This window comes from Nitratireductor aquibiodomus NL21 = JCM 21793 (genome assembly GCF_000615975.1).
Classification (GTDB): domain Bacteria; phylum Pseudomonadota; class Alphaproteobacteria; order Rhizobiales; family Rhizobiaceae; genus Nitratireductor; species Nitratireductor aquibiodomus.
Genome location: NZ_BAMP01000001.1, coordinates 112370 through 128012, shown reverse-complemented (window position 1 = coordinate 128012; position 15643 = coordinate 112370). Strand labels below are relative to the sequence as shown.

21 protein-coding genes and 1 pseudogene are annotated in these 15643 nt (G+C 61.5%); 7 read left to right on the top strand and 15 right to left on the bottom strand.

All coding sequences use genetic code 11. From position 1 onward, the window contains the following. From JCM21793_RS00660 to JCM21793_RS00610, 14 genes and pseudogenes are all read right to left on the bottom strand, one after another. Window positions 1-394, bottom strand: a pseudogene (locus JCM21793_RS00660) (aspartate dehydrogenase); the annotation flags it as partial. A gap of 4 nt (window positions 395-398) precedes the next feature. Continuing rightward, window positions 399-1292, bottom strand: coding sequence for a thiamine pyrophosphate-dependent enzyme (locus JCM21793_RS29910; RefSeq protein WP_280113462.1), 894 nt, complete (start codon window positions 1290-1292; stop codon window positions 399-401). Beyond that, window positions 1289-1477 (bottom strand): hypothetical protein, encoded by a 189-nt coding sequence (locus JCM21793_RS31675; protein ID WP_280113461.1) that lies wholly within the window; start codon window positions 1475-1477, stop codon window positions 1289-1291. Before JCM21793_RS31675 ends, JCM21793_RS29910 begins: the two co-directional genes overlap by 4 nt. Continuing rightward, window positions 1474-2070 carry a thiamine pyrophosphate-binding protein gene (locus JCM21793_RS29900; protein WP_244439600.1) on the bottom strand — a complete coding sequence of 199 codons (597 nt, stop codon included), beginning with the start codon at window positions 2068-2070 and terminating at the stop codon, window positions 1474-1476. Before JCM21793_RS29900 ends, JCM21793_RS31675 begins: the two co-directional genes overlap by 4 nt. 10 nt (window positions 2071-2080) lie before the next feature. After that, window positions 2081-2869 (bottom strand): SDR family oxidoreductase, encoded by a 789-nt coding sequence (locus JCM21793_RS00650; protein ID WP_025029140.1) that lies wholly within the window; start codon window positions 2867-2869, stop codon window positions 2081-2083. Continuing rightward, on the bottom strand, window positions 2869-3795 hold the full coding sequence (locus JCM21793_RS00645; RefSeq protein WP_025029139.1) for a VOC family protein: 927 nt from the start codon (window positions 3793-3795) through the stop codon (window positions 2869-2871). The genes JCM21793_RS00650 and JCM21793_RS00645 overlap by 1 nt, the downstream gene beginning before the upstream one ends. A 20-nt stretch (window positions 3796-3815) precedes the next feature. Beyond that, window positions 3816-4478 (bottom strand): alpha/beta fold hydrolase, encoded by a 663-nt coding sequence (locus JCM21793_RS23370; protein ID WP_244439603.1) that lies wholly within the window; start codon window positions 4476-4478, stop codon window positions 3816-3818. Further along, a complete protein-coding gene (locus JCM21793_RS29895; RefSeq protein WP_244439599.1) occupies window positions 4478-4627 on the bottom strand; it encodes a hypothetical protein in 150 nt (49 codons plus the stop codon). Before JCM21793_RS29895 ends, JCM21793_RS23370 begins: the two co-directional genes overlap by 1 nt. Before the next feature lie 7 nt (window positions 4628-4634). Then, window positions 4635-5369, bottom strand: a complete 735-nt coding sequence (locus JCM21793_RS00635) for an SDR family oxidoreductase (RefSeq protein ID WP_025029138.1) — start codon at window positions 5367-5369, stop codon at window positions 4635-4637. After that, window positions 5369-6400: a Rieske 2Fe-2S domain-containing protein gene (locus JCM21793_RS00630; RefSeq protein ID WP_051556083.1), complete on the bottom strand. Its 1032-nt coding sequence runs from the start codon at window positions 6398-6400 to the stop codon at window positions 5369-5371. Before JCM21793_RS00630 ends, JCM21793_RS00635 begins: the two co-directional genes overlap by 1 nt. A 66-nt stretch (window positions 6401-6466) precedes the next feature. Then, on the bottom strand, window positions 6467-7234 hold the full coding sequence (locus JCM21793_RS00625) for an ABC transporter permease (RefSeq protein WP_025029136.1): 768 nt from the start codon (window positions 7232-7234) through the stop codon (window positions 6467-6469). 59 nt (window positions 7235-7293) lie between these two features. Continuing rightward, entirely contained in the window at window positions 7294-8268 is a 975-nt protein-coding gene (locus JCM21793_RS00620) for an ABC transporter substrate-binding protein (RefSeq protein WP_036539213.1), read from the bottom strand. A gap of 27 nt (window positions 8269-8295) precedes the next feature. Continuing rightward, window positions 8296-9066, bottom strand: a complete 771-nt coding sequence (locus tag JCM21793_RS00615; protein WP_025029134.1) for an ABC transporter ATP-binding protein — start codon at window positions 9064-9066, stop codon at window positions 8296-8298. Then, window positions 9056-9358: a recombinase-like helix-turn-helix domain-containing protein gene (locus tag JCM21793_RS00610; RefSeq protein WP_025029133.1), complete on the bottom strand. Its 303-nt coding sequence runs from the start codon at window positions 9356-9358 to the stop codon at window positions 9056-9058. Before JCM21793_RS00610 ends, JCM21793_RS00615 begins: the two co-directional genes overlap by 11 nt. 244 nt (window positions 9359-9602) lie before the next feature. Here JCM21793_RS00610 and JCM21793_RS29890 point away from each other — a divergent pair, with 244 nt between their 5' ends. The 3 genes from JCM21793_RS29890 to JCM21793_RS29880 are packed head-to-tail and all read left to right on the top strand — an operon-like array spanning window position 9603 to window position 10731. Continuing rightward, window positions 9603-9863 (top strand): NAD(P)-binding protein, encoded by a 261-nt coding sequence (locus JCM21793_RS29890; protein WP_244439598.1) that lies wholly within the window; start codon window positions 9603-9605, stop codon window positions 9861-9863. Further along, the gene (locus JCM21793_RS29885) at window positions 9860-10054 is read left to right on the top strand and encodes a hypothetical protein (protein WP_244439597.1); all 195 of its coding nucleotides are present in this window, start codon (window positions 9860-9862) and stop codon (window positions 10052-10054) included. The genes JCM21793_RS29890 and JCM21793_RS29885 overlap by 4 nt, the downstream gene beginning before the upstream one ends. Further along, window positions 10051-10731: an FAD-dependent monooxygenase gene (locus JCM21793_RS29880; protein WP_244439596.1), complete on the top strand. Its 681-nt coding sequence runs from the start codon at window positions 10051-10053 to the stop codon at window positions 10729-10731. The genes JCM21793_RS29885 and JCM21793_RS29880 overlap by 4 nt, the downstream gene beginning before the upstream one ends. Window positions 10732-10991: 260 nt before the next feature. Here JCM21793_RS29880 and JCM21793_RS00600 read toward each other — a convergent pair whose 3' ends face one another. Beyond that, complete coding sequence (locus JCM21793_RS00600) at window positions 10992-11939, bottom strand: cupin domain-containing protein (RefSeq protein WP_025029132.1); 948 nt, start codon at window positions 11937-11939, stop codon at window positions 10992-10994. Window positions 11940-12007: 68 nt separating this feature from the next. Between JCM21793_RS00600 and JCM21793_RS00595 the strand changes: the two genes are divergently transcribed. From JCM21793_RS00595 to JCM21793_RS00580, 4 genes are all read left to right on the top strand, one after another. Then, entirely contained in the window at window positions 12008-12838 is an 831-nt protein-coding gene (locus JCM21793_RS00595) for an IclR family transcriptional regulator (RefSeq protein ID WP_025029131.1), read from the top strand. A 117-nt stretch (window positions 12839-12955) separates the two neighbouring features. Next, window positions 12956-13960, top strand: a complete 1005-nt coding sequence (locus tag JCM21793_RS00590) for an ABC transporter substrate-binding protein (RefSeq protein ID WP_025029130.1) — start codon at window positions 12956-12958, stop codon at window positions 13958-13960. Then, window positions 13957-14751, top strand: coding sequence for an ABC transporter ATP-binding protein (locus JCM21793_RS00585; RefSeq protein ID WP_025029129.1), 795 nt, complete (start codon window positions 13957-13959; stop codon window positions 14749-14751). The genes JCM21793_RS00590 and JCM21793_RS00585 overlap by 4 nt, the downstream gene beginning before the upstream one ends. Continuing rightward, window positions 14751-15536, top strand: a complete 786-nt coding sequence (locus JCM21793_RS00580; protein WP_025029128.1) for an ABC transporter permease — start codon at window positions 14751-14753, stop codon at window positions 15534-15536. The genes JCM21793_RS00585 and JCM21793_RS00580 overlap by 1 nt, the downstream gene beginning before the upstream one ends. The last annotated feature ends 107 nt before the right edge of the window (window positions 15537-15643 follow it).

Below are 15643 nucleotides of genomic sequence, written 5' to 3'. Positions count from 1 at the left end.
CCGCACCCGCCGGCAGGACAAGGCGCGCGCCGCCAGCCGCGGCAGCCGACCGCAGCTCGGCCTCCAGCGCCGCATCGGACAATGCGCCAATGGAAACGATGACCACATCCGTGCCGGAGCGGAGCACCGGCGGGACATGTGACACAACGGCCGCGTGACCGGCGCACTCGACCACAAGGCTCGGCTTTCTCTGGAGAAGCGCGTCAGCATCGGTAACAACGACAAGCTCATCCGCCAAAACAGCAAACTCCGCCGCAAGGTGTGCTTCGGCGTCGTCGGCAAGTTCAGGCAGTGTTACAACAGCCAAAAGCTCCAACGGAGCCTCAAGCGTCTCTGCCAGCTGCTTCAGCAATGTCTGGGCAATGTTCCCAAAGCCAATCATTCCAAGCCGCATCGCCCTAAGCCTCCTTGCCGGCAGCACCGGCGGGCGGGCCCGCAAACGCTTCCTTGAACGGACCGATGGCGCACATGTCGATTTCGATCAAACGCGGCCCACTGGCTGCAACCGCCTCGTCCAGCGCTGCGGAGAAATCCGATATGTCACTGACGAGCTGATGGGGCATGCCTATGGCTTTGCAGAACTCCGCGAAATCCGGTGTCGCAAGCGCCGAATAGTGACGCCGACTGTCGTACTGCGCGTCCTGAATGTTCTGGATGACACCGTAGGCTTTGTCGTTCATCAGCAGATATACGAGGGGGGCCTGCTCCTCGACGGCGGTGATCATCTCCGCGAGACCAAGCATGGTTCCGCCATCGCCGAGAAGGGTGATCGCCTTTGCCTCTTTCGACGCAAGGGCCGCGCCGACGCCCATCGCAACCCCCTGCCCGATACCGCCACCCAGCGCGTGGACGCCAAGATTGGGGCTGGCAATGCGCACATAGCGATTGCCGAACGTGGAATTGGAGATGGTCACGTCGCGCACCCATGGATGCGCGTCAGAAAACACCCGCTCAGCCAGTGTATCGGCAAGAATGCGATACGGTCCCAGAACATCCCGCATGCGGCCTTCGGCAGCGGCGCGGGTGCGGGCGATATCGAAGGAGAGGTTGGTGTCCGTGTCGAGGGTATCCGGCAGGCGTACGAGCAGGCGGGCCAGCGTGTCGGCGGCATCACCATGGGCAAAAACTTCGACCGGATAGTTGCGGCCGCCCTGCGCGGCGTCGGCATCGACCTGAACGAGAGGGCGCGGCAAGGGCATCTTGTTGTTGCGGGTCTCATTGCCGCGCAGACGCGAGCCGACGACGATCATCAGATCGCAGCTTTCATAAAGCTCGACGGCCTCCGGCGTCATGTTGAACGCCCCGAGGCTTGCGGCTCATCCTCCGACACGATCGCGCGACCATTGGTGGAGGTAACCACGCCGAAACCGCGACGCATCAGCTCGGTGGCCTCCCTGACCGCCCCGCGTGCGCCGCCACCCAGCCACAAAAGCGGACGTTTGGCCGTCTTCACCAGCTCGGCGATCTCATCGATCACACTTTCGGGGCAATCGGTGTGGTTGGCTGCGGAAGGTGAATGCGCGTCGCCGGATGAGCGGCCCTGCGCTGAACATCGACGGGAATCTCCAGACTGACCGGGCCTGTCGGCGCGGAGAGTGCCGCCGATACGGCCGCAGTGAGGGTTCCCACCGCACCATTGGCGTCCCACATACGGAACACCGCCTTGGAGATGCCGCGCAGCATCTCCGGCTGCCGTGGCACGTCATGGATGGCCGCCCGATCGCGATCTGCAAACTCCAGATCGACCTGAGTCGTGATGTGCAAAACCGGAGAACCCGCCGTAAGTGCCTCAGCCTGTGCACCTGCCGCGTTGCCGGCGGCCGTTCCCGTCGAGGTCATGCAGACCCCCAGTTCTCCGGAAACGCGTGCAAAGGCATCCGCCATGTTCATGGCACCGGCCTCACCACGCGCAGGCACAAACCGGATACGGCCCTGACGTGCAATTGCATCCAGGATCGGCATGTTGTGAATGGAGATGACCCCGAACACGGTCGTAACGCCGATCTCTGCGAGATAGCGGGCGATGAGCTCGCCAACCGTCTCCGAGGCTGTGATTGTTTCGAGTTTCATCCCGTATCCCTCAAATGTAACGAGACAGGCCGCCCGACACTTCGAGCTGAGCACCTGTGATGTAGCTCGCCGCCGGCGAGCCGAGAAAAGCGATGGCCGCGGCGGCTTCCGCGGGATTGCCCAGGCGGCCGAGCGGAATGCCCTTTTTTGCCGCCAGTGCGCCGTACCATTCAGCCCGGCTCTGGGACTGGTCCTCACGCTCCGCAAAGCGGCGCGACCACTGCCCCGAACCGACAAGACCAAGCAGAACCGAATTGACCCGCACATCGGGTGCCAGTTCCACGCTCAGCGACTTGAGGAGATTCTGCACGCCGGCCCGCGCCGAGGAGGTGCAGACCATGTGTGGTTCCGGCTGGTAGGCCAGCAATGAGTTGACCGCGACGATGGCGCCCTTTGCCCGGCGCAGCATCGGCAGGAAGGCGCGCGTGGGATGGATCTGGCTGAACAGCTTCAACTCATACTCGGCGCGCCAGTCCTCGTCGCTCGTGTCTTCAAAGGTGGAGAGGCGGCCCTGCCCGGCATTGTTGACAAGCAGGTCGCAGCGGCCAAAGCGCGCTTCCACCGAACCGGCGAAGTCTTTTACCGCACCCGGTTCCAGAACGGACAGTGCGCGCGCAAAGACACGCTCCTCCCCGTGGTCGCGAATGAGGACGGCCGCCACATCGTTAAGCCGGCTTTCGGTGCGCGCGCACAGCGCCACGCTCGCACCGGACTGTAGCAGGGTCTCGACCGTTGCCAGCCCGATGCCGGACGAACCGCCCGTGACCACCGCGACTTTTCCATCGTATCCGTAGTGCATCAGATCTTGCTCCTGGCGGGTGCGAGTTCAGGGAAACCGGGGTCCGGGCGGCCCTGCATCACCGCGCGTTGCGCCGGCGTCGGCGGGCCGGCCGTCATCCATCGATCCATGGCTTCAGGCTTGTCGCGCGGCCAGACCTGGGCTTCATGGGTCGTTTCATCGATCTGCTGAAGTTCGGAGGTGAACTCGATGACGAAACCTGATGGGGAAACGAAATAGGCGAAGGGATTGTTGCCGGGCCCATGCCGCCCTGGCCCCCAAGTCGGCACATGCCCTTTCTGCTTCATGCGGCCGATACCGCGCATGAACTCGTCGATGGAGGGCATTTCAAAAGCGACGTGGTTGACACTGGCATAGTTCCCACGGACCAGTGCGATTGAATGGTGGTCCGAGTTGCAACGCAGGAACACCATCTGGTCTGCGGAATAGTCCGAAACACGGAAGCCCAGCACATGGGTGTAGAATTCCTGCACGCCGTCCATGTCCGGGGTGTTCAGCACCACATGGCTCACCTTGCGCGGCTTGGCCCATTCGGGTTCCTCATCATGCGTGAGCGCTTCGGTGCGGAAACACAGACGGCGATTGTCGGGGTCGAGCATCTCGAAACCGTATCCGCCGGCGTAGTCGTCAAAGGAGCCCGGTTCTGCGAGCGCGATGCCGCCGCGCGCGATGACCTGCCGATAGAGTGCATCCATCAATGCCCGGTCAGGCATGGCAAAGTGCACATATTCGATGCCAAAGACCGGCCCATCCTTAAGCCCGTAGAGAAATGGCTCCTCGCCGGTGCCGCGCAGAAGCGCGATGCCATCCTCCTTATGGGCAAGGCTCAGGCCCCACATATCCTCATAAAAGGGCAGCGTGCTCGTGATGCCGGGTCCGCGCATCATGATGCCGCGAAGGCTGCCGACGCGAATTGTCTCTGCCATGGTCGTTTCTCCTCCCGGCCTCAGCCGACGATTTCCGCGAGCGCATCCAGCGCCGCCGAAAAAGCGGCGGGGGTCTGCTGATAAAGAGCGTGTCCTGCGCCCGGCACGAGTGTGAGCGATCCGCGCCAGGGATCACGAAGGGCCGCATGGGCCCGGCGGGCCGAGTCCGGCGGGGTGACGACATCCTCTGCGCCAACGATGACATCAGTGGGCACCTGAAGCCGTTCGGCATCGTCAAGCAGCCGACCGGAAGCCAGCATGCGAGCGGCCTGCGGGTAGCCCGGTACTCTGACCTTTGCCATCCCGTCACGCACGCGCGCGACGATGTCTCTGTTGTCGTCAGGCGCATAGACAAGCCTCGGCGCCCGAAGATCGGCGAACTTCTCCGGACCCAGAGTCTGTAGATCATCGATGCGCGCCTGAGCAGCGGCACTCAGTGCGGCTCCCCGTGGCACGCCATGGCCAAGCGCCGGAGAGCTGAGCAGAAGGCGTTCAACCCGGTTTCTGTGCGTCGAGGCAAAGGACGCCGCCATCAGGCAGCCGAGCGAATGTCCCGCAAGCAGGACCCGCTGGAGATCCAGCCGATCGAGGAACGCTTCGAGCGCCGCCGCATAATCGCCCGCCAACGGCCAGTCGGTGTCGAGCGGAGCCGAACCGCAATAACCCGGCGCATTCCAGGCGATTACCCGCCACCCCTTCGACAGATGTGCAGAAGCGGCATGAAGGACGCCGCATTCGAGCCCACCCCGTGCAGCAGTACAAGAACGGGACCACCCTCGCCTGGCCGCTCCAGATACTCGATCCCACCCGATTCATTGACTTCAAACGTCATCACCGCCTCAATTGAAAACAAAGCCGTTGTTTACCGGCAGCGTCTGCCCCGTCAGCGTCAGCGCACCCTCGCCAAGCAGGAAGGCGACGATTTCGGTAATTTCACCCGGCCCCTGTGCCCCCGGCACGGCGCGTCCTTCCGCGTAGAGCCGGTGGCGAGCTTCCGGCACATAGCCGGTCGATTCCGTGGTCAGGATGCCGGGTGCTATCGCTGTCACTCCGACACGGTTCGGCCCAAGCTCGCGCGCCAGCGAGCGTGTCATCGCCATGAGAGCGCCCTTGCTGGCCACGTAGGACATCAGGCGTGGCGCACCCCAGAGCGCCGTATCGGAAGCGACATTGACAATGCGGCCCGAGCCCGAGGCCTTCAGCAACGGGGTCACTGCACGCGTCATCAGCCACGTACCCCTCACATTGACCTGCATCACCCGATCCCAGCTGTCGATGTCGATTTCCTCGAACGGGATGCCGCCTATGCCTGTAGCGATCGCGCCATTGTTGACGAGGCCATGCAGGACACCATGCTGCTCGGCGAGGTTTCGCCCAACGGCCCGGATCGACGCCGGATCGGCCAGATCAACGGAAATGAAGCGCGCGCCACACTCATCAGCGATCGCGCGGCCCTCCTCCTCGGCGATGTCAGCCAGAACGAGACGCGCACCGTTCTTCGCGAGGTGGCGGGCAATCTCGGCGCCAAGTCCGTGTGCGGCACCCGTAACCAGTATGGTTCGTCCCTCAACCATCACTCGGCAGCCATCTCGGCTTCGACCTGGCTCTTAGCAGCGCGCGTCAGAATTTGCCGAACGCGGGAGACGCCGAGATCATGCTGGTAGAGCATTTCACGTTTGCGCGCGTCGTCGGGCATTCCCTCCAGCATGACCCGATCCTGCTCGAGCACGTCCCAATGCGTCTTTTCCAGCCGGGCGCGATAGAGGAAGCGCCAGCTGTCACGCGCGAGGCCAGAAACCCTGCGCATACGCCAGAAGAAAACCTTGCAGGTGGCCGCATCCACCGGGGTCACGAAACCGATGATGCGGAAAACACCGCCCGGCCCCGCCGCCGGCGGATACGGAATTTCGAGAAAGCAGAACATCGAGCCTGGATGCACCTCGAACTCGGTCCAGTCGAAGTTCTCGCCGACCTGGCCAATCCGGCTGACGCGAAAGCCCGCATCGGTCTTGTCCAGTTTCATCAGGTCCTGTTTGGAACCGAAGGCAAGCGTAAAGCTCTCGGCATGCAGATAGCAGCCATGCATGGGGTCGGCGAGGTTGTCGAGCGCGTAGCGATAGTTCGTTTCCCAGACACCTGTGCAAAGGAAACCCGTCCACGCATCGTCTGTCAGTTCCCTGGGCAGCGCCAGGTCCGGTGCTTCGGGCTGTTCGGCCGAAGGCACATAGACGAACACAGCATCGCCTGCCTCCCGCACCTCAAAGGATTTGAGCGCCTTGCGCCCCTCCAGCGCGCATTCGGGCATGGCCGGAACCCGCACCACCACGCCCTCTCCATTGACGACAACGCCATGATAACGGCAGCCGATATTGCCCTCATGGATTTCGCCATAGGAAAGCGGGGCGCCGCGATGGGGGCAGAAATCCTCGACACAGCGGAGCCTGTTCTCCGCATCGCGCCAAAGAACGATCTTCTCTCCCAGAAGCCTCGTTCCATAGGGCTTCGACGCTTTAACCTCGACCGATTTGGCAACCGGGTACCATTGGCCGCGCAGGCCGCTGTTCACCCGATCCTCTATGAGCGATTTCTTGTCCATGGCTGTCATGTCCGTCTCCGTCATGGATATCCGAAAGCCTCCCGCTTCCGTCGACAGTGATTGTGTAAGGCCCTGCTAGTGCTGGGCCTTGGGCAGGTAATGCAGCACCCGTTCCTCAATCCGCACGAGCACCGCGTAGAGCAGAAAACCGATCACGGTGAGCAGAACGATGGCGTTGAAGACCATGGCCGCATTGGCTTGCCCGCCTCCGTAGGAAATCAGGAAGCCGAGGCCGGTGTTTCCGCCAACCAGCTCACCAACCGTCACGCCGATCACGGCCAGTGTCGATGCGATCCGCAGCCCGGCCATCAGATTGGGCATGGTGGAAGGCATTTCGACCTTCAGAAAGATGCCCCAGCGGGAAAGGTTGTAGGCGCGCGCCAGATTGACGAGATCGCGATCGACCGTCCGCATGGCCTGAAGCACATTGACCAGCACGGGGAAGAAGACGATCAGCACCGTCACCAGAAGCTTTGGCATGGCGTTGTAGCCGAACCACATGATGAAGAGCGGTGCGAAGGCCACTTTCGGTGCGATCTGCAACGCCAGAATGTAGGGTGACAGAACCTTCTCCCAGAACTCCGACATACCGAGCAGATAGCCGATCACAGCGCCAAGCAGGCTGCCAATGGCAAAGCCGAGCACCGTATAAAGTGCCGTCGAGAGCGTGTGGCCGACGAGCCCTTCCTGAAGCAGCATGCGCTTCATTTCGGCAAGGCAGTCTGTGACCGTCGGGATGATGAATTTCGGAACGCCAAGCGCCGGCGGCAGGAACTGCCATGCGAGCAGGACCAGAACCAGAAGGCCGAGGCTTGCAAGGAGTGTGCTGCGCCGTGAAGTCATGATGGGTTTCGCCACCTTGACCGGGGCCCCTGCCCCGGTCTCCATAGAACTGACCTGTGTCATTGGACGAATTCATTTGTGTAGAGGTCCTCGACCGGAACCGCGGTCTGGACAATGCCGTTGTCGACATAGAAGGCCTGCACACTGGCGATGCGCTCCGGGTCGAATGCACCGAGCGGCTGGTTCTCACCTTCCGGATAGACCAGCGTTGCATAGGACCGCAGAATGCCCTCGATCTCAGCTTCCTTGCCGGCGTGCTGCGGCACGGCGGCAACGTAGTCCCTGGCGGCCTGCGCCGGATCTGCGGCAATGTCGCCGACCGCTTTCAGGACTGCGCCGACAAAGCCGCGCACCACTTCGGGGCGTTCCTGGATCGTCTTGTCGGAGGCGATAATCGCCTGCGCCATGGCCGGAAAGACCTCATCAACCGGCATCTGCTCCATTTCAACGCCAGCCGCCTCGATCGCTGCAATCCATTCGGGCACGCCCGACATGGCATGCAGATTTCCGGCGATGGTGAGCTGGATGATGCCACCTGCTCCAACCGCCTGAATGTCGGCATCGGCCTTGGTCATCTCGGCGGAGGCGAGCACCCCCAGAAGATTGTAGTAAGTGGTATCCTGGAAGGCGAGCACACCGATCGACTTGCCTTTCAGATCGGCCGGCCCGGTAATGCCACTGTCCTTGCGCCAGGCAAGCTGCGTCAGACCACGGCCGCCGAGCAGGGCCACGCCGCGAATATCAAGCCCGTTGGCGCGCACGATGATGGGCGTGTCCCCGATGCCTCCACCGAGATCGGCATTCCCGACAGCCACCTGCGTGGCCACGTCCGCACCGCCCTTGCCAACCTGGAAGGTCACGTCGAGGTCTGCAGCCTCGAAATAGCCCTTGCTTTTGGCGAGCTGAAAGGGCGCGAAGGCGGGCAGGAAATCAGGTGCAGGGAAAAGATATGTCACCTTTTCAGCGGCAAAGACCGTGGCGGCTGAAGCCGTGAGAAGAGCAGCGGCGAGAGCCGACTGAAGCATGCGTCTCATCAAAATTCCCCTTTTGCTTAGTGCCAGTCAGATGGCTTTTTCTTCGAGTTTCAGGTGTTTGAATATCTGGGCTGCGTAATCGCTGACCTCGGGCATCACCCTGCGGCGAAGCGGTTCTTCGCGATGCGGCAAATCAACCTTGATCTCCGTCACGATGGTGCCCGGTCGTTCGGAAAGGACGAGAATGCGGTCGGACATCAGCACCGCCTCCGACAGGTCATGCGTGATCAGCAGCGTTGTCTTGCCGGTCTGCGAAATGGTGCCCGCGAAACTGTTCTGGAGCAGAAGCTTGGTCTGCGCATCGAGTGCGGAAAACGGTTCGTCCAGCAGGACGATTTCCGGTTTGATCGCAAGCGTGCGAGCCAGCGCCGCGCGCTGACGCATGCCGCCAGACAACTGGTAGGGGTAATGGTTTTCGAACCCCGCCAGATGACAGCGCTTCAGTTCGATCATGGCCCGATCCCGGCGTTCCGCTTTGGCAACGCCGCGCGCTTCAAGTCCGAATTCAATGTTTGAAACGATGTCACGCCAGGGCAGAAGCAGATCCTTCTGAAGCATGAAACCGACATGCGCGTTCGGGCCCGCCACCGGTTCTTCGCTGACATAAACCTCCCCGCGCGTCGGCTGGTAAAGGCCCGCGGTCATGCTGAGAATGGTGCTCTTGCCGCAGCCCGAGGGCCCGACAACCGAGACAAACTCACCCTCGTTCACCCGGAAGCTGATGTCGTTGACGGCGACGAGATTTTGCCCTGTCCCCGTTGTGAACTCCTTGGTGACGGAACGAAACTCAAGCGCCATAACCGCTGGCCTCGTAAGCTGCATCAAGCTCCCTGTTCGTCGCCTGCAACTCTTCAGCCAGAAGCGCTTCCGTCCAGTCGGTTCTGCCGGAGCGAGGGGCAACGACGTTCTTTTCCGCCAACTGTCGCGCAACCATGGAGAAGTCGTGCTCGCCCGTGGCGTAGATCGTCATCAAGGCATCGGCCAGCGCATTCTCTCGCTCGTCCAGCTCACGCCCGCGACATTGATGCTCCAGCCCGGAACGCCCCGTATCGAAGGCGCGCTGCGACAGGCGATCTTTGAAGGCGTCCATCTTCCCCTCCTTTGTGTTCAAATAAGAACATATTGTTCAAAATAAGAATGACGGATCGATGATCCCGTGTCAAGCGGCCTCCCGGCGCCCCTCGGGCAGGATCGAAATCTTTGGATTGCATCACCCGGTCGGACCGCCGGCAGGTTGCGTGACAGGCCGGACTGCGTTGACAGAACCAGCCCAGCGCAATACCGTTATTTTTTGAACTTATAGTTCTTATTTGAACACTTCGGGAGTGAGCTGAATGAAGATCGGCATAGCCGGGGGCGGCGTCGGCGGAATGGCCGCCGCGATCGCACTGCAGAAACAGGGACACGACGTCACGATTTTCGAGCGCGCGCGCGCCTTTGGTCGCATTGGCGCCGACGTCAACCTTACCCCGAATGCCGTGCACGCACTCGACGGCTGGGTATCGGCGAATTGCTGCGAACGACTGCGGCACGCCCCGAATATCGCATCAGCCGAACCTGGGATACGGGAGAGGAAACCTCACGTCTACCAATGAGCACCGCAGCGGAAGAGCGCTACGGTGCGCCCCAGCTCACCATTCACCGTGCGGATCTGCTCGCTGCGCTGGAAAACGCCCTGACGGAGAACACGATCCGCTTCGCCTCACAGGTCATCGCCGCCGAGGAAGGCGGCAGCGGCGCGGTCGCCATTCTCTCCGATGGTACACGGTTTGAAGCAGACGCTTGATCGGCGCCGACGGCATTCACTCGGCGGTGCGGCATTCACTGTTCGGCGAAGATCACCCCCGGTTCACCGGCCTGGTCTCCTATCGCGCCGTTTTCCCGCGCGAGCGGGGCGGCAACATCCCCAATCTCGACTCGTTCACGAAATGGTGGGGACCGACACCTGAACGCCAGATCGTTACCTTCCCGCTCAACCTCGGCAGCGAGATTTTCGTCTTCGCCACCACCCCGCAGGACGACTGGGCGGAAGAAGGATGGACACTGCCGGGCGATATCGGCGAGTTGCGCGAAGCCTATGCCGATTTTCACCCTGAAGCACGCGCCCTGCTGGATGCCTGTGAAAGCGTCACCCGTTCCGCATTGCATGTACGCGAACCGATGCAGCGCTGGTCGAAGGGTCGCATTACGCTTCTGGGTGATGCTGCACACCCCATGGTGCCATTCATGGCGCAGGGTGCATGCATGGCGATCGAGGATGCGGTCGTTCTGGCACGCGCCCTGAGCGGCACTGTGCCGGACACGGTTTCGGAGGCCTTCAAACATTATGAGGCTGCTCGCATCCCCAGAACCGCCAGGGTGCAGGAGGGATCACTCGCGAACAACTGGCTGAAAAAAGGCTCGAACGCGGACTGGGTCTACGGATACGACGCCTGGGAGACGGCTCTCTCTGAAAGCACCTGATCTCAATTCGGAGTAGCATATCCGGTGCCGGCGCGGCGGCACCGGAACGGCGTTGGCATTCATGGTTTGCGCCGCTGCAATCCCACCCTTGATGCTCTCCTCAGGCTCGAAGCCCGGAGCGAAGTGGTTGAACTCCAACGTCTTGCCCCCGGCGCGCATGGCAAATTTTTGCCTGGAAATCGCTCTGACTGTTTCTAAACCAGTGATGGCGCGCACCCAGCCTGCATGGGCTGGGTGCGGTCTTTCTGCATGGGCCGCGCCTAGGCAGCCTCGTAGACTATGCCGTCAGCCTGAGCCGATCCGACAACCGACCACACTGTGGCCGGAGCGGCGGAGTTGTTGCGGAACCAGTGCTTGCGACCGGCAGGCGTCTTGACCAGATCGCGTGGCCCAAGCTCAACCTCAACGGTCTCGCCATTCTCCTCCCAGCCGACGATCAGCCCACCTTCGAGAACGAGATAGGCGTCTTCCACATCGCGGACGATCGGCTTGATGCCGACGCCCGAAGGAATGCCCAGCATCTCCTTGCGGCAGGTGTCGTGCGCAATGCCGCCCTCACCCACATAGACCTTGCGGGTGAAGCCGGCCTTTTCCCAGATTGTCGGCAGTTCGTTGTGACGCACCACATACTGCGCCATCAGCTTCTGCAGCGGGTGGCTGCCGTTGCGATCGAAAGGCAATGTCTTGCCGGGCTCGGCACCAAAACTCCGCGCTAGCTCCGCCGGATGCTCCTTCGGATGATAGTGATAGACCGGCGGCAGCGGCTTGCCGACATCGACCGAAATGGACATCAGTACCGGCGTGACGCCATCATTGCGGAAGCCGTGGCCGATCTCACGGGCATTGAGGATCATGTCCTTGGCACCGAGCTTGACCTCGACAACCTCGCCGTCCTTCTCCCAGCCAACCACAAGCACCCCGTCGATGATGAGGAAACTCTCCTCAATCTCATGGCTGTGGCAGGCAGCGTATTTCCCGGGTTCCTTGTAGATCAGGCTCAAGGTGAAATGATCCGGCTTCATGGTTGATGTGTCGCCAACCTTTGGAGAACCCCCGGCACCGATGTAACGCATCTGTGCCCGGGCCAGATCATCGAACCCGGCATTTGACGGGAAAGCATTCCAGTCAAAGGTCTTGTCTGTAAAGCGGCCTGTATGGGCTGCAAGTCCCTGCGCCAGGGCCGAAGTGGCGGTCGCATGTATGGTCATGGGCTTTCCTTTCGCGTGAAGTGCGAGAAGGCTAGTGCAGGCGGATTTTACCTGCTAGACACTGTTTTATGGATAAAACGCCCATCACACCACCTCACTCCGACGACAAGTATCTCGTCCCCGGTTTGATCCGCGGGCTACAGGCGCTGCAGTCTTTCACGCCCGAAGATCGTGAAATGACACTCTCCGACATAGCCCGTCGACTTCAAACGACGCGATCCGCAGCGTTTCGCACCGTCTACACACTCGCCCAGCAAGGATACCTTCTGCACAACCCGCAGACAGGGCGCTACACGCTCGGCCCTGCGGTTCTGCGCCTTGGCTACGGCTATCTTGCGACCCGCGAGCTGGTCGAAGTGGCCCTGCCGGAACTCGAAAAACTCCGCGACAGGACGGACTGGTCAGCGCATCTTGGCGTACGCGATGGACGCTTCGTCCTCTACATGCTGCGTGTTCCCAGCCATATGGGCCTTGCAAGCATCGTTCATGTCGGCAGCCGCCTTCCGGCAGCCGGCACCACGATGGGTCGCGTGCTTCTCGCCGACCTCAGCGAAAGCGACCTGGTGCGTCTTTACCGCGACGAGACCTATCAGAACGCGCCAGGCCAAACCCCGCGCAGTCTGGGCGAACTCGTCGCGCAGTGGCAAAGGGACCGCGGCACGCCTGCAATTGTCCAGATCGGCAGCTTCGAAACAGGAATTGCCAGCATAGCCGCACCGGTGCGCGACATTGAGGGGAATGTCGTAGCCGCGATCAACGCCACCCAGTCAGCCTCCGCCGACCGTGTCGACAGCATTGACACCGGGATTCGAGACGAGGTGGTGCGCACCGCAGACGCCATCACACGTTTGCTGGGCGGCATGCCCACCTCCCCCCGCAAGGAGGGCACGGGTACCTGAATGCGGTGGGCCACCCGGTTGCGCCGAACCGATCAAGCCCACTCTTGCCACGGCCTTCGATTTGCGCTTAGATTAAATTGAACATTACGTTCAAATATGAACAGAGGGGCGCAACTCATGCAACTGACAAGACGCAACCTGATGCTGGGTGCGATGGGGAGTGCAGCCATGCTGTCATTCCCGGGCAGAGGCCATGCACAGGACAGCTTCAACTTCATCACACCGTTCACGCTTTCACTGGCCTTTGCGCCGGTCATCTATGCCGATGCGGCCGGCTACTACGCCGAAGAAGGCCTGGCCATGAACCTGCAGGCTGGCAAGGGTGCGGCTCTCGCGGCACAGATGACAATTGCCAGGCAGATGGACGCCGGACGCACCGGCGGCACAAACTATATCGTTTCACGCGTGAACAATGACGCCCCGCTTATCTCGATCGCAACGATCGCCCAGCGGTCGCCCTTCTTCGTGCTGTCTTCCAAGGAAAACCCTGTGAAGACGATCGCTGACCTGGAGGGACGCACAGTCGGCATGGCGACACTCGGTGGCTCGATGGAAGGCACGCTCGACCTGATGATGACAGGAGCCGGTGCCTCACCGGGCACGGTGAACAAGGTGAAGGTCGCCGATTCCGCCGCCTCGTTCGCGCTGATCGAAGCGGGCCGCGCCGGTGCATTTCTCGGCAATACCTCATCAATGATCATTGCCAGCTCGGCGCGCGACGACGTCGAAGTCATGCCCATCGACGACGGCATGCCCGGCCAGGTCTACGTCGCGCGACCCGATGAGATCGCCGAAAACCCGAACAAATTCATCTCGTTCCTGCGGGCAACGCACCGTGCGGCTGCAGAGATTGTCGACGCGGAAGACCTGACGCCGATCCTTGCTAAAATCGGTGAGAAACACGATGTGACCGGCCTCAACAATACGGAAACCGCCCAGAAGGATCTGCACACCAATGCGCAGAACTGGGCCTCCAGGGGTAAGGAAAATATCCTGCGCAACGTTCCGGAAGTCTGGGAACGCGCCGTGGGTCTGCTCGCCGACGCCAAGCTCATCGATAAGGCCGTACCGGCGAGCGAGCTCTACACCAACAACCTTCTGGACCAGGCTCTGAAAGCATGAACATCGAGAATACTGCCGATATCCGCATCGTGGGTATCGGCAAAACCTTCGGCCAGGGCGAAAACGCCGTCCGTGCCATCGGTGACGCGACACTCGACATGCAGCGGGGCGATTTCATATCCCTGCTCGGCCCGTCGGGCTGCGGCAAGACCACGCTCCTGCGCATCATCGCCGGCCTGGAACAGCCGAGCGAAGGGGAAGTCATCGTGCGCAACCGGTCCGTCTGGGAAGGCGGCAAAAGATCGTCGGAGGCCACACGCCCCGTCTCGATGATGTTTCAGGAGGCGCGCCTTTTCCCCTGGTTCAGTGTGGCAGAGAACGTTGCCCTGCCCCTGCGCCTGCGAGGCGTCAAAAGAGTGGAACGGGAAGAACGCGCACACGCGCTGTGTGAGACGGTGGGCCTGAAAGGTTTCGAGAAGGCCCGCCCCTCAGCGCTCTCCGGCGGCATGCGCCAGCGTGCGTCGCTTGCAAGGGCACTGATCACCGAACCCCAGGTCTTGCTGCTTGACGAGCCTTTCGGCGCGCTTGACGCAATGACGCGCGACACACTGAACATGGAGCTGATGTCCGTTTGCGCCAAGGCGCAGGTCACCACTATTCTCGTCACGCATTCCATCACCGAAGCGGCGTTCCTTTCGGATCGCGTTGTGGTGCTCGCGTCCCGGCCGGCCCGCATCACCGAGGTAATCGAAATGCCCTTCGAGCGTCCTCGCACGCTTGATCTTCAACGCAAACCCGAGTTTCAGGACATGCTTGTGCGTCTGCGCGCCAGCCTGACAGGAGGCCACTGATGGGCACCGACCGGTTCATCCGCATAGCGCTACCGACCGCAACCGTTTTTGCTTTCCTGATTGCCTGGACGGTTTATGTGCACACTGCAGAGGTCTCCGCGTTCATCCTGCCCACACCGATGCAGATCGTTTCGGCCTTCATCGGCCTCGTAAGCGATCCGGACATTTGGGGCCACGCCCTCGTCACGGTGATCGAGGCCGTTTCCGGCTTTGTGATTGCCGTTGTTCTGGGGATTTCGCTTGGAATGGCAATGGCCCGCGTGCAGATGCTCGAATGGGCTTTCAAGCCCTTCATCGTGTGCCTGCAACTGATCCCCAAGATCGCCCTCGCACCGCTCTTCATACTGTGGTTCGGCTTCGGTCTCGAATCGAAGATCGTCATTGCTGCGGCTCTCGCCTTTTTTCCGGTTTTCTCGAACGCGCTGGTTGCGTTCCGCTCGGTCGAGCCCGGTGATCGGGACGTCTTCACGATGCTGCAGGCAAATCCGGTTCAGCGCTTCACCATGCTCGACCTTCCCACCGCCCTGCCAGTCGTCCTGGCTGGCATGGAAGTGGCGGTGGTGATGTCAATGATCGGGGCCATTGTCGGCGAGTTCATCGGCGGCAATGAGGGGCTCGGCTACCTCGCCGTTGCCATGCTGCAGGAATTGCAGGTGCCCGGGCTTTTCGCCGTCATCGTGCTGCTGACACTGATCGGCCTCACGCTCTACACGCTCATCGCCCAGCTGCGTGGCTGGCTGACCCCATGGCACGCTTCCGTGGCTGGTAAATCCCGGGATGGTTAGGAAACGCGGAAACCGCTTTTCTTTCAGAAATAGCGTGAGAACCGCCAACCAGACCGCCTCATCGATACCGTGAAACGCCGAGGCGGTCTGGCGTGGAAACTGGGGCC

Excerpts from the sequence above, each read along its gene's own strand:
- JCM21793_RS00580 (WP_025029128.1), top strand. The coding sequence starts at position 14,751 with ATGGGCACCGACCGGTTCATCCGCATAGCGCTACCGACCGCAACCGTT.
- JCM21793_RS29885 (WP_244439597.1), top strand. The coding sequence starts at position 9,860 with ATGAGCACCGCAGCGGAAGAGCGCTACGGTGCGCCCCAGCTCACCATT.
- JCM21793_RS00645 (WP_025029139.1), bottom strand. The coding sequence starts at position 3,795 with ATGGCAGAGACAATTCGCGTCGGCAGCCTTCGCGGCATCATGATGCGC.
- JCM21793_RS00650 (WP_025029140.1), bottom strand. The coding sequence starts at position 2,869 with ATGCACTACGGATACGATGGAAAAGTCGCGGTGGTCACGGGCGGTTCG.
- JCM21793_RS29900 (WP_244439600.1), bottom strand. The coding sequence starts at position 2,070 with ATGAAACTCGAAACAATCACAGCCTCGGAGACGGTTGGCGAGCTCATC.
- JCM21793_RS00600 (WP_025029132.1), bottom strand. The coding sequence starts at position 11,939 with ATGACCATACATGCGACCGCCACTTCGGCCCTGGCGCAGGGACTTGCA.
- JCM21793_RS29895 (WP_244439599.1), bottom strand. The coding sequence starts at position 4,627 with ATGACGTTTGAAGTCAATGAATCGGGTGGGATCGAGTATCTGGAGCGG.
- JCM21793_RS00635 (WP_025029138.1), bottom strand. The coding sequence starts at position 5,369 with ATGGTTGAGGGACGAACCATACTGGTTACGGGTGCCGCACACGGACTT.
- JCM21793_RS00630 (WP_051556083.1), bottom strand. The coding sequence starts at position 6,400 with ATGACAGCCATGGACAAGAAATCGCTCATAGAGGATCGGGTGAACAGC.
- JCM21793_RS29910 (WP_280113462.1), bottom strand. The coding sequence starts at position 1,292 with ATGACGCCGGAGGCCGTCGAGCTTTATGAAAGCTGCGATCTGATGATC.
- JCM21793_RS00590 (WP_025029130.1), top strand. The coding sequence starts at position 12,956 with ATGCAACTGACAAGACGCAACCTGATGCTGGGTGCGATGGGGAGTGCA.
- JCM21793_RS00610 (WP_025029133.1), bottom strand. The coding sequence starts at position 9,358 with ATGGACGCCTTCAAAGATCGCCTGTCGCAGCGCGCCTTCGATACGGGG.
- JCM21793_RS00585 (WP_025029129.1), top strand. The coding sequence starts at position 13,957 with ATGAACATCGAGAATACTGCCGATATCCGCATCGTGGGTATCGGCAAA.
- JCM21793_RS00620 (WP_036539213.1), bottom strand. The coding sequence starts at position 8,268 with ATGAGACGCATGCTTCAGTCGGCTCTCGCCGCTGCTCTTCTCACGGCT.
- JCM21793_RS00625 (WP_025029136.1), bottom strand. The coding sequence starts at position 7,234 with ATGACTTCACGGCGCAGCACACTCCTTGCAAGCCTCGGCCTTCTGGTT.
- JCM21793_RS00595 (WP_025029131.1), top strand. The coding sequence starts at position 12,008 with ATGGATAAAACGCCCATCACACCACCTCACTCCGACGACAAGTATCTC.
- JCM21793_RS00615 (WP_025029134.1), bottom strand. The coding sequence starts at position 9,066 with ATGGCGCTTGAGTTTCGTTCCGTCACCAAGGAGTTCACAACGGGGACA.
- JCM21793_RS29890 (WP_244439598.1), top strand. The coding sequence starts at position 9,603 with ATGAAGATCGGCATAGCCGGGGGCGGCGTCGGCGGAATGGCCGCCGCG.